8 protein-coding genes are annotated in these 12,429 nt (G+C 69.1%); 3 read left to right on the forward strand and 5 right to left on the reverse strand.

Translation table 11 applies throughout. The features are described from left to right. The coding region (locus tag Q0C81_RS08515; RefSeq protein WP_291836458.1) for a DEAD/DEAH box helicase at positions 1-815 on the reverse strand (815 nt) is incomplete at its 3' end. Between the two features lie 308 nt (positions 816-1,123). Next, positions 1,124-1,756, reverse strand: a complete 633-nt coding sequence (locus Q0C81_RS08520) for a DUF1345 domain-containing protein (protein WP_291836439.1) — start codon at positions 1,754-1,756, stop codon at positions 1,124-1,126. Between the two features lie 255 nt (positions 1,757-2,011). Between Q0C81_RS08520 and Q0C81_RS08525 the strand changes: the two genes are divergently transcribed. After that, a complete protein-coding gene (locus Q0C81_RS08525; RefSeq protein ID WP_291836442.1) occupies positions 2,012-4,126 on the forward strand; it encodes a malate synthase G in 2,115 nt (704 codons plus the stop codon). 96 nt (positions 4,127-4,222) lie between these two features. On the opposite strand, the gene Q0C81_RS08530 is transcribed toward Q0C81_RS08525, so the two are convergent. Together Q0C81_RS08530 and Q0C81_RS08535 are read right to left on the reverse strand one after the other, a co-directional pair. Then, the gene (locus Q0C81_RS08530; RefSeq protein ID WP_291836445.1) at positions 4,223-5,626 is read right to left on the reverse strand and encodes an HlyD family type I secretion periplasmic adaptor subunit; all 1,404 of its coding nucleotides are present in this window, start codon (positions 5,624-5,626) and stop codon (positions 4,223-4,225) included. Then, positions 5,623-7,437: a type I secretion system permease/ATPase gene (locus Q0C81_RS08535; protein WP_291836448.1), complete on the reverse strand. Its 1,815-nt coding sequence runs from the start codon at positions 7,435-7,437 to the stop codon at positions 5,623-5,625. Before Q0C81_RS08535 ends, Q0C81_RS08530 begins: the two co-directional genes overlap by 4 nt. A 165-nt stretch (positions 7,438-7,602) precedes the next feature. Between Q0C81_RS08535 and Q0C81_RS08540 the strand changes: the two genes are divergently transcribed. Together Q0C81_RS08540 and Q0C81_RS08545 are read left to right on the forward strand one after the other, a co-directional pair. Continuing rightward, the gene (locus tag Q0C81_RS08540) at positions 7,603-8,481 is read left to right on the forward strand and encodes an ABC transporter ATP-binding protein (protein ID WP_291836451.1); all 879 of its coding nucleotides are present in this window, start codon (positions 7,603-7,605) and stop codon (positions 8,479-8,481) included. Between the two features lie 5 nt (positions 8,482-8,486). After that, positions 8,487-12,062 (forward strand): M1 family aminopeptidase, encoded by a 3,576-nt coding sequence (locus tag Q0C81_RS08545; protein ID WP_291836455.1) that lies wholly within the window; start codon positions 8,487-8,489, stop codon positions 12,060-12,062. On the opposite strand, the gene Q0C81_RS08550 is transcribed toward Q0C81_RS08545, so the two are convergent. Continuing rightward, positions 12,059-12,429: hypothetical protein (locus tag Q0C81_RS08550; RefSeq protein ID WP_291836456.1), on the reverse strand; the 371-nt coding region annotated here is incomplete at its 5' end. The genes Q0C81_RS08545 and Q0C81_RS08550 overlap by 4 nt on opposite strands.

A 12,429-nucleotide genomic window follows, 5' to 3' on the forward strand; every position in this document is an offset into this window, starting at 1 on the left:
TTGCCGTGGATGGCGCCGGACTCGACGCCGCCGGCTTCCAGATAGGCCGCGACCTTGTCGGCGCCGTGCTTGGTCTTGGTGAAGACCAGGCAGCGCGTGTACTCGGGATCGCTGAACATCTCGGTCAGCAGGGCGCGCTTGCGGCCTTGCTCGATGTGGATGACCGACTGGTTGATCCGCTCCACCGTCGTGGCTTGCGGCGTCACCTGGACCTTGACCGGATCCTTCAGCAGCTCGCCGGCCAGCTTGCCGATCTCCGACGGCATGGTGGCCGAGAAGAACAGGTTCTGGCGCTTGGCCGGGATACGGCTGACGATCTGGCGGATCGGCTTGATGAAGCCCAGGTCCAGCATCTGGTCGGCCTCGTCCAGGACGAAGATCTCGGTGGCCGACAGGTCCAGGTTCTTCTGCTGGATGTGGTCCAGCAGGCGGCCCGGGGCGGCGACCAGGATGTCGAGGCCCTGGTTCAGCGAGCGTTCCTGCCCGCCGTACTTCACGCCGCCGAAGATCACGGCGACGCGGAAGCCCAGGTGCTTGCCGTAGGCCTTGAAGCTCTCGCCGATCTGGGTGGCCAGTTCGCGCGTCGGCGACAGCACCAGGCAGCGCGTGGTGCGGGGCAGGGGGGCGACGCGGTTGGCCGCCAGGCGGTGCAGGATCGGCAGGGCGAAGGCGGCGGTCTTGCCGGTGCCCGTCTGGGCGATGCCCAGCAGATCCTTGCCGGCCATGACGTCCGGGATGGCCTTCTGCTGGATCGGGGTCGGCGTGGTGTAGCCTTCCGCGGTCAGCGCCTGCAGCAGGGCCGGATTCAGGCCCATGGATTCAAAGGTATTGTTGCTCACGGAGCGGTTTCTTTCGCATGCGGCGACGCGCATCAGCCATGGCTCGTAAGCCGTCAGGGCCGCGCACCGCCAGTCCCGATAAGGGCCTCAAGCGTGAGACCTTCGGGGTGGATCGGGCGCCGCCCCGCGTGTCCGGGCAGCGAATGAATCTTGAGGAGCCGGCGGCTGCTACAGTCAGATCTTCGGGGAGGAAGACCCACACGCGCTGGAGACGCCGGAGACCGCAAATGGTGCGGTGCAGCGGGCAAATGGCCTGCAAAGGTGTTCAAGTCAAGGCGTGAGGCTCAGGATCCGCCCAGCAGCCCCACCGCCATATTGACCGTCAGGGCCACCACCACGGTGTTGAAGACGAAGGCCGCCAGGCTGTGCACGGTCGAGGTCCGGCGCACGCCCCGGTCGGTGATCTGCACGTCCGCCGTCTGCGAGGCGACGCCGATGATCAGGGAGAAGTGCAGGAAGTCCCAGTAGTCGGGCTCCGGGTCGTCGCCCGGGAATAGCAGGCCGCCGCGGTCGCCCTTGTCGCCCGCCGAATAGAAGACGTGGGCGTAGTGGAAGGCGAAGATCACGTGCACGAACAGCCACGACAGCACGACCGTGACCAGGGCCAGGATAGCGGGCCCGCCGCCGCCCTGCGCCGCTTCCCCGACCACCAGGACCACGCTGGCCACCGCCGCGATCAGGGCCAGCGGCAGGATGGCGGGGCCCGCTTCGTCCAGCGCCGAGGCGCGCTTGCGGATCGCATCGGCCGACCGGGTGCGGATCACCTTCACGGCGCTCTCGACCAGGAACAGGCCGACGCCGATGTCCCACGCCAGCGCGATCCGCGACAGCCAGCCTCCGGACACCGGCCACAGCACGCCCGACGCGGCGATCAGGATCAGTACGGCGAGAGGCCAGTGGAGGCGGAGCCAGGTCATGGGGACACTGCATCACCTCTCCATCGCCCGTTCAAGGCGATGGGGCGGTGAGACGCGTCCGTTCCTGACGTACCGGCGTGCGAAGATGGACGATCTCGCACGGCATCCCGTTTTCGTTGTTTCCGATCCGCACGACTTTGGCGCTCTTCGCACTCGTTTTTTCCCAGTGCGGAATCCCTTCGCACCCGCGAAATGGCCCTCGACTTCCCCCGCGTCATCACGGAATGTTACAGCCTCGCCCCACGGGAGACGCCCATGTCGATGACGCCGCGCGCCGGACTTCAGGTCGCACAGGAACTGGCCGACTTCATCGAGGTCGAAGTGCTTGCGGGCCTCGACATCACCGCCGAGCGCTTCTGGACCGGCGCCGCCGACCTGTTCGCCCACGCCGCCGTCCGCAACCGCGCCCTGCTGGACGTGCGCGACGACCTGCAGGCCAGGATCGACCAGTGGTCCATCGACCGCGCGGGCCGGCCGCAGGACCCGGCGGCCGCCGCCGCCTTCCTGCGCGAGATCGGCTACCTGGTCCCCGAGCCCGAGCCCTTCGCCATCGCGACCACCCGGGTCGATGCCGAGGTGGCGACCCTGGCCGGGCCGCAGCTGGTCGTGCCGGCGCTCAACGCCCGCTTCGTCCTCAACGCCGCCAACGCCCGCTGGGGCAGCCTCTATGACGCCCTCTACGGCACGGACGCCCTGGGCGATTTGCCGCCCCCCGGGCCCTATGACGCCGCCCGCGGCGCCCGCGTGGTCGCCCGCGCCAAAGCCTTCCTCGACGAGGCCGTGCCGCTGGCCCAGGGATCGTGGGCCGACCTCGGCGATCCTTCGGGCGGCATAGCCCTGAAGGACCCCGGCCAGTATGTGGGCCAGACGGAAGCGGGCCGTGTCTTCAGGCACAACGGCCTGCACATCGAGGTGGTCTTCGACCCCGCCCATCCCATCGGCGCGACCGACCCGTCCGGGATTTCCGACGTGGTGCTGGAGGCCGCGCTCTCGACCATCGTCGATCTCGAGGACTCGATCGCCGCCGTCGACGCCGCCGACAAGGTCGCCGCCTACCGCAACTGGCTGGGCCTGATGCAGGGCGATCTGGTCGAGACTTTCCAGAAGGGCGGCCAGACCCTGACCCGCGCCCTGAACCCGGACAAGGTCGTCGCCGCGCCCGACGGCTCGACCGTGACGTTGCCGGGCCGGTCGCTGCTGTTCGTGCGCAACGTCGGCCACCTGATGACCACCCCCGCCGTCCGTCTGGCGGACGGCTCGGAGGTGTTCGAGGGGGTGCTGGACGCCCTGGTCACCGCCGCCGCGGCCGTCCACGACCTCAAGGGACGGGGCCGCTTCCGCAACAGCCGTGAAGGCTCGATCTACATCGTGAAGCCCAAGATGCACGGGCCGGACGAGGTCGCCTTCACCAATGACCTGTTCGGGCGGGTCGAGGACATCCTCGGCCTCGACCGCTGGACCCTGAAGGTCGGCGTCATGGACGAGGAGCGCCGCACCTCCGCCAACCTCGCCGCCTGCCTGAAGCAGGTCGCCAACCGGCTGGTCTTCATCAACACCGGCTTCCTGGACCGCACCGGCGACGAGATCCACACCGCCATGCGGGCCGGTCCGGTGGTGCGCAAGGCGGAGATGAAGTCCTCCGCCTGGATCAGCGCCTACGAGGCCCGCAACGTGGCCATCGGCTTGGCCTGCGGCCTGTCGGGCAAGGCCCAGATCGGCAAGGGCATGTGGGCCGCGCCCGACCGCATGGCCGACATGCTGGATCAGAAGGCGGCGCATCCGAAGACCGGCGCCAACACCGCCTGGGTCCCGTCGCCGACGGCGGCCACCCTGCACGCCCTCCACTATCACCAGACCGACGTCTTCGCCCTGCGCGAGGCCATCGCGGCGCAGCCGGTTCCCGGTCTCGCCCCCCTGCTCACCGCCCCGCTGGCCGAGGGCCGCAACTGGTCGGGGGAAGAGGTCGCCGAGGAGCTGGAGAACAACGCCCAGGGCCTGCTCGGCTATGTCGTGCGCTGGATCGACCAGGGCGTCGGCTGTTCCAAGGTGCCCGACATCCACGACGTCGGCCTGATGGAGGACCGCGCCACCCTGCGCATCTCCTCCCAGCATATGGCCAACTGGCTGCTGCACGGCGTCTGCACCGCCGATCAGGTCGAGGCCGCCCTGCTGAAGATGGCCGCCAAGGTCGACGCCCAGAACGCGGGCGACCCGCTCTATGAGCCCATGGCCCCGAACCCCGACGCCAGCCTCGCCTTCCAGGCCGCGCGGGCCCTGGTGTTCGAGGGAACCGAACAGCCCAACGGCTACACCGAGCCGCTGCTGCACCGGTTCAGGGCGGAGAAGAAGGGTCTAGGGTCTAGGGTCTAGGCTGGGGCCGTGGGAGCATTTGGCGAGTGCGCTGGAACAGCATCTCCCTAGCCCCTAGCCCCTAGCCCCTAGCCCCTAGCCCCTAGCCCCTAGCCCCTACTGCTCGCTGCCCGAGCGCCACAGGTTGTTCGTCAGCGGCTCCAGCAGATAGGCCAGGGCCGTCCGCTTGCGCAGCAGGATGACCACCTGCACCGGCGCGCCCGGACGCAGGACCTCGGCGCCCCGGCCCAGCTTGGCCAGCTCGTTGGCGGGGACGACGATCTCGGCGCGGTAGAAGCTGGCGCCGGTCTCCTCGACCGTGAAGCTGTCGGCGGAGATGCTCTTCACCGTGCCGTGGATGATCGGCGGGTTGCGCTCGCGCAGGCCGGGGAACTTGACCTCGGTGGTCTGGCCGATGCGCAGGTTGTCGATGTCGGTGGGGGTGACCTTGGCCACGATCACCTGCGAGGCGTCGTTGGGCACGATCTCCATCAGGGTCTGCCCCGGCTGGATGACCCCGCCCTGGGTGAAGATGGTCAGGCCGACGACCTGGCCGGTGGCCGGGGCGCGAACCTCGTTGCGGGCGATCTGGGCCCGGAGCTCGATCATGCGCGGGCGCAGCTCGTTCAGCTGCACGTCGATCTGGCGCAGCTGGTCGGCGACGTCCTCGCCCATCTTGGTGTTCACCCCGGCCATCTGCAGCCGGGTCTCGCCCACCGCCTCGCGCGAGCGGGCGATCTGGGCGCGCAGGGAGCCCAGCTCGCCGTCCAGCTGGGCGGCGGTGCGCTCCAGCGCCCGGACGCGGGTCTGCGGCGCATAGCCCTTCTCGGCCAGGCCGCGCATGCCGGTCAGCTCCTCCTGGATCAGGCGTTGCTGCTCCTGGTTGGACTCGATCTGGCGCTGATAGCCGTCGATCTGGTCGTTCAGCTGGGCGATCCGCTGGCTCAGCACGCCCGTCTCGGTCGAGCGGCCGGTGCGGCGGGCCCCGAACTGCAGCTGCTGGATGCGCAGCGACTCCTGGGCCAGGGCCGCGTCCTCGGGCGCCAGGTCCGCGAACTCCGGCGGCGTGGGGATCGAGCCCATCCGGTCGCGCTCGGCCACCAGCCGGGAGCGCTGGGCGATCAGGGCGTAGACCTGGCTGGCCACGCCGCGCTCGGTGGCCTTCAGCTCGCCGCTGGACAGCTGCAGCAGGATCTGGCCGCGCTGGACGGTGTCGCCCTCGGCCACGAGCAGGGCGCTGACGACGCCGCCCTCGCGGTGTTGCACCGCCTGGCGGTTGCCCGAGACGGCGACCTGGCCGTCCGCATAGGCGCCGGCGTCCAGCGGCGCGATGGCGGCCCAGCCCAGGCCGATGATGAAGAAGACGAGGATGATGATCCCGCCGATCCACAGCTCAAGCCGCGGCGTGTCGGCGACGACCGTCGGACCGGACGGCGCTTCGGGCAGGGCGAGAGGCGGCGGCGCGGCGGCGGTCTCCGGCGCGGGGGCGGCCGGGTCCTGGGGCGCTGTGGCGTCGGTCATTGGCTGCGTCGCGGCGGTTGGGCGGAGCTGGAGATCCGGCCCTGGGCTTGCTGAGGTTGACCCGGCGCCTGTTGCGGCGCGGTCGGGGCGGGGCCGCGCGGCGTGGTGGCGCGCATCTTCTCGAGCACCTCCTCGCGCGGGCCTTCCAGCTGGACCATGCCGTCGCGCATCATCAGCAGCCGGTCGACCCGGGCCAGGACCCCGGCGCGGTGGGCGATGATGACCACGGCCGCGCCGCGCGCGGCGGCGCCGAGGATGGCCTGCATCAGCGCCGCCTCGCCTTCCTGGTCGAGGTTGGAGTTGGGCTCGTCCAGCACCAGCAGGACGGGCTCGTTGTACAGCGCCCGCGCCAGCGCCACGCGCTGCGCCTGACCGGCGGACAGGCCCTGGCCGAACGGGCCCAGCAGGGTGTCGTAGCCGTTGGGCAGGCGCAGGATCAGCTCATGCGCGCCGGCCTGCATGGCGGCCTTCACGGCCCCGCGGTCGGCGGTTTCCTGATCGACGCCGGTGGCGGTGGCGAAGCGCGAGATGTTGTCCTTGATGGTCCCGGCGAACAGGCTGGGGACCTGCGGCAGATAGCCGATCCAGCGGGCCAGTTCGTCGCCCTCGCGCGCCTCGTACTCGGCGCCGTCCAGGCGGACCGCGCCGGCCTGGGGCTTCAGCGCGCCGGCGACGACCCGGGCCAGGGTGGTCTTGCCCGAGCCGCTGGCGCCCACGACGCCCAGGGTCTCGCCGGGCTTCAGCGCGAAGGCGACGCCGCGCAGTTGCGGGTTCTCGGTCTCCGGGAATTTCACCGACACGGCCTCGACCTGCAGCCGGCCCTTGGGGTCGGGCAGGGCGGTGCGCTCGCGCTCCACCGAGGCGGTGGCGCCGAACAGTTCGGTCAGGGTCTTCCAGCTGGCCACGGCCTGGACCAGGTTGGGCCACACCCCGACCAGCAGCTCCACCGGCGCGACGGCGCGGCTCAGCAGCACCGAGGAGGCGATGATGGAGCCCTGCGAGATCTCGCCCTTCACCGCCAGATAGGCGGCCAGGCCCAGGGCGGCGGACTGCATCACCAGACGCAGGAATTTGATCGCGCCGGAGTAGCGGCCCCCGGCCAGCTGGGCGTCGGCCTGGGCGGCCGTCGCGTGGCGGCGCTGCTCGACCTGACGGGCGATGGAGGACTGGCGCATGCCCAGGGCGCGGACCACCTCGGCCTGGCCGGCGATCCCTTCCTGGGCGGCGTAGGCGTGGTTCTGCGACTGGATGGCCCGGTTCAGGCGCGGGCGGGTGTCGCGCTCGTTCAGCCAGGCGAGGGTGAACAGGGTGAGGCCGCCGACCAGCGTCAGCACGCCGATGGCCGGGTGCAGCAGGAAGCAGCACAGCAGGTAGATCGGGGTCCAGGGCGCGTCGAACAGGGCCAGCATGCCCTGGCCGCCGATGGCGCCGCGCACGTTGTCGAACTCGCGCAGGGCCTGGGTGTTGGGCGCCTTGGCCTGCAGGTCCATGACCCGCTGCAGCACCTTGCCCGACAGCATGCGGTCCAGCCGCAGACCGGCGCGCAGCATCAGCCGTCCGCGCAGCCAGTCCAGTCCGGCCAGGGCCCCGAGGGCCAGCACGGCCACGCAGGTGATCAGGGTCAGGGTCAGGATGCCGCCGGTCGGCACCACCCGGTCGTACACCTGCATCATGTACAGGGTCGGCGTCAGATAGAGCAGGTTGACGAGCGCGGAGAACACCGCCGCCCAGACGAAGTGCGAGCGGCAAGCGATGAGCGCCTCGGCGAGGGGCTCCGTTCCCGGTTTGCTGGGCAGCAGGTTTTTCAGCACGTGTCGGGTCGGGTCCTGCGGGAAGTACGACGCTACTCTAACCTGTGGAACGCCAATCCCATAGCGGCGCCGCGCATAGGTTGAGCGAACGCATTTCTGACCCATGTTTAACTTGCCGCAGAAGGGTTGGCGCGACAGGGTGCCGCCCTTCACGGAGGGCGTGGCATGCTGACGATCGAGAACCTGACCCATATCTACGGCAACGGGACTCGCGCACTGGATGACGTCAGCCTGACCATTCCCAAGGGGATGTTCGGGCTGCTGGGACCCAACGGCGCCGGCAAATCCACCCTGATGCGGTCGATCGCGACCCTGCAGACCCCGACCTCGGGCTCGATCCGTTTCGGCGACATCGACGTCATCAGCGAGCCGGAGAAGCTGCGCCGCGTGCTCGGCTACCTGCCCCAGGATTTCGGCGTCTATCCGCGGGTCTCGGCCTACGACATGCTCGATCACATGGCGGTGCTGAAGGGCATCGCCAACGGCAGGGAGCGCAAGGCCACGGTCGAGGCGCTGCTGAACCAGGTCAACCTGTGGCCCGTGCGCGGCAAGGCGCTGGCCGGCTTCTCGGGCGGCATGCGCCAGCGCTTCGGCATCGCCCAGGCCCTGATCGGCAACCCCGAACTGATCATCGTCGACGAGCCCACCGCCGGTCTGGACCCCGAGGAGCGCAACCGCTTCCTCAACCTGCTGGCCGAGGTGGGCGAGAACGTCGTCGTCATCCTGTCGACCCATATCGTCGGCGACGTGACCGACCTGTGCCCCCGCATGGCGGTGCTGGCCGGCGGCAAGATCCAGCTGGAAGGCGTCCCCGCCGACCTGCAGCACACGCTGGAGGGCCGGATCTGGAAGCGGATCATCGACAAGGCCGAGCTGCCCGATTTCAAGAAGCGCTACGAGGTCATCTCGACCCGTCTGCTGGCGGGCCGGACCGTGATCCACGTCCTCGCCGACAACCACCCGGGAGACGGCTTCGAAGGCGCGCCCGGCGGCCTTGAGGATGTCTATCTGGCGACCGTCGCCAAGACCCGCCGCGCGGCCTGATCCCCATGTTCGGCAAAATCGCGAGCTTCGAGTTCCGCTACCAGCTGCGCCAGCCGGCGTTCTGGGTCATCGCCATCGTCTTCGGCCTGCTGGCCTTCGGCGCGGTCGCCAGCGACAACGTCTCGCTGGGATCGGGCGGCAACGTTCACAAGAACGCGCCCTACGCCCTGTCCGTCGCCCACATCATCTTCAACGTCTTCTTCATGCTGGCCACCACGGCCATCGTGGCCAACGTCGTGGCGCGGGACACCCAGACCGGCTTCGGGCCGATGATCCAGAGCACCCGGATCACCAAGGGCGCCTATCTGTACGGTCGCTTCTTCGGCGCGTTCGCGGCGGTGTCGCTCTGCTACCTCAGCATCTCCATCGGCACCCTGCTGGGCACGATGATGCCCTGGGTCGATCCCGAGACGGTGGGCGCGTTCCGGCCGCAGGACTATCTCTACGCCTATGGCGTCTTCGGCCTGACGGGCCTGTTCCTGACCTCGGCCCTGTTCTTCACTCTCGCGACCCTCACCCGGTCGATGATGGCCACCTATGTCGGCGTGGTCGCGGTCCTGATCGTCTATCTGGGCACCACCGGAGCCCTGGGCACGAAACCCGAGTTTGAAACCGCCCTGGCCTGGGCCGAGCCCTTCGGCAGCGGCGCCTATTCGCTGGTCACCAAATATTGGACGGCGGCCGAGCGGAACACGCTGAACCCGCCGCTGGAAGGCGTGCTGCTGTGGAACCGGGTCATCTGGGTCGCGGTCGGCGCGGCCCTGCTGGCCGGCGCCTATCTGCTCTACCGCCCCGCCGCCAAGGGCGCGAAGCCGAAGAAGCAGGAGCGCCTGCGCGCGCTGGCCGAGGCCGCCGCGCCCGTGTCCGCGCCCCTGGGCGACCTGCCGGCTCCGAGCCATGGCTTCGCCAGCGGCGTGGCGCGGCTGGTCTCGCGCACGGCTTTCGAGACGGCCCTGATCTTCAAGAGCCCCGCCTATGTCGTCCTGATCCTGCTGGGCTTCGCCTTCGCCGTGGCGACCCTGTTCTTCATGGGCGAGATCTACGGCGCGCCGCTGCTGCTGGTCACCCGCGTGGCGATCACCGGTCTGACCGGCGCCTTCGGCCTGATCTCCATCGTCATCGCGATCTACTATTCGGGCGAGCTGGTCTGGCGCGATCGTGACCGCAAGGTGCACGAGATCATCGACGCCACCTCGACCCCGGACTGGACCTTCCTGGTTCCCAAGACCCTGGCGCTGGCGCTGGTGCTCATCTCCACCGCCCTGATCGGCGTGGTGGCGGGCGTCGTCGTTCAGACCATCAAGGGCTACACCGACTTCGAGTTGGGCAAATACCTGTTCTGGTATGTCATCCCGCAGGCCGTGAGCTTCGGCTTGCTGGCCGTGCTGGCGATCTTCGTCCAGGCGCTGTCGCCCAACAAGTTCGTCGGCTGGGCGATCATGGTCGTCTACATGATCTCGACGATCGTGCTGTCCAACCTCGGTTTCGACCACGTGCTCTACGCCTACGGCCGGGGCATCGGGGTGCCGCTGTCGGACATGAACGGCACGGGCGACTACGCCGGGTTCAACGCCTGGCTGGACGCCTACTGGACCGCCTTCGCGGTGGTGCTGCTGGTCATCGCCTATGGTCTGTGGCGTCGCGGTACGGAGACCCGGCTGTGGCCGCGTCTCAAGCGCTTCCCGCGCCGTTTGATGGGCCCGGCGGGCGCGATCGGCGGCGTGGCGCTGGCGGCCTTCGTGGGCCTGGGCGTCTTCATCTACACGAACACCAACGTCTGGAACGAGTACCGCACCGACAGCCAGACCGAGCGGCTTCAGGCCGACGCCGAGAAGACCCTGCTGCGCTACGAGACCCAGCCGCAGCCGTCGGTCTCGGACGTGCGTCTGGTCATGGACCTGCATCCCCATGCGCCCAAGCTGACCACGCGCGGGAGCTATGTACTGGAGAACAAGACCGACCAGCCCCTGCGCGAAGTTCACCTGCGCTGGAGCGACGACCTGGAGATGAAGCAACTGCTCGTGCAGGGCGCGACGGTCGCCCGCGAGTGGCCGGAGTTCGACTACCGCATCTATCGCTTCGACACCCCGATGCAGCCGGGCGAGCGCCGCACCGTGCAGTTCGAGACCGTGCTGGAGCAGCGCGGCTTCAAGAACAGCGGCAACACCACCCGTCTGGTCGACAACGGCACCTTCGTCACCAACGGCGAGTTCACGCCCACGGTCGGCATGGATCGCCGCGGCCTGCTGACCGACCGCGCCAAGCGCCGCAAGCTGGGCCTGCCCGCCGAGCTGCGTCCGGCCAAGCTGGAGGACGAAAGCGCCCGTGCGCACAACTACATCGGCGCCGACTGGGTGACGGCGGACATCACCGTCACGACCGACGCCGACCAGACCGTGGTCGCGCCCGGCGACAAGCGCTCGGACGTCACGGCGAACGGCCGCCGCACGGCGCGCTTCGTCACCGAGTCCCCGGTGCTGAACTTCTTCTCGATCCAGTCGGCCCGCTACGCCCAGACCCGGCGCGAGCACAACGGGGTCGAGCTGGTCGTCTTCCACGACCCCGCCCACACCCGCAACGTGGACCGGATGCTGGATGCGCTGGAGTCGTCGCTGGACTACTTCCAGGCCAATTTCAGCCCCTACCAGTTCCATCAGGCGCGGATCGTGGAGTTCCCGGACTACGCGTCCTACGCCCAGTCCTTCCCCAACACCTTCGCCTGGTCTGAAGGGCTCGGCTTCATCGCCGACCTCAGCGACCCGACCAAGATCGACTACGTCACCTATGTCGCCGCGCACGAGTTCGGCCACCAGTGGTGGGCGCACCAGATCGTCGGCTCCAACCAGCAGGGCATGACCACCCTGTCGGAAACCCTGGCGCAGTATTCGGCGCTGATGGTGATGGAGAAGAAGTACGGCCGGGATCAGATCCGCCGCTTCCTGAAGTTCGAGCTGGACCGTTACCTGCGCTCGCGCGGCACCGAGCGGCTGGAAGAGATGCCGTTGTTCCGCAACGAGAACCAGCAGTACATCCACTACCAGAAGGGCGGCCTGGTCATGTACCTGCTGCGCGATCAGATCGGCGAGGACGCGGTCAATCGCGCCCTGCGCCGGGTGCTGGCGCAATACGCCTTCAAGGGCGCGCCCTATCCCCGCTCCCTGGACCTCGTGGCCGCCCTGCGGGCCGAGGCGCCGGCGGACAAGCAGGCCCTGATCACCGACCTGTTCGAAAAGATCACCCTGTATGACGTCAAGACCACCGGCTCGACGGCGACCCGCCGCGCCGACGGCCGCTGGGACGTCACGATCACCGTCGACGCCCGCAAGCTGTATGCGGACGGGCAGGGCAAGGAGACCGACGCGCCGCTGAACGAAAGCTTCGACGTGGGCCTGTTCAGCGCCGAGCCGGGCAAGGGCCGCTTCAACGAGGGCGACGTCATCCTGCTGGAGCGCCGTCCCATTCGGACGGGGGTGCAGACCCTGCGCTTCATCACGACGAAGAAGCCGTCGTTCGCGGGCGTCGATCCCTACAACAAGTGGATCGACCGCAACTCGGACGACAACGTCAGGACGGTGGACTAGGCGGGAGGCGGGCTGTCGGCCAGGTCGGAGAGACAGCCTCGCCATTCGGCGAGCAGTTCCGGTCGACCGCTGACATCGATCCGGAAGCGTTCCAGCGCGGCGCCCGGGCTGGATTGGTAGGCGACTTCGGCGATCCCGAGATCCGCCAGGCCGCTGAAGAAGGCCGAGGTCTGCGGGCCCATCCGGTAGACGAACATCTCGACCCCCGTGCCGTCGGACTCCTCGCGCCGGATGAATTCGTGCGAAGTCTCCGCGCCGTTTCCGACCAGGACGCCGTGAGCCAGGGGCTGCAGTCGCCTGTCCGGTCCGGAGATGCCGTGACGCAGCACGGCGGCCTGTTCTCCGCTCACGTGATTCAGCACCATCG

The organism is Brevundimonas sp. (assembly GCF_023259385.1).
Lineage (GTDB): Bacteria > Pseudomonadota > Alphaproteobacteria > Caulobacterales > Caulobacteraceae > Brevundimonas.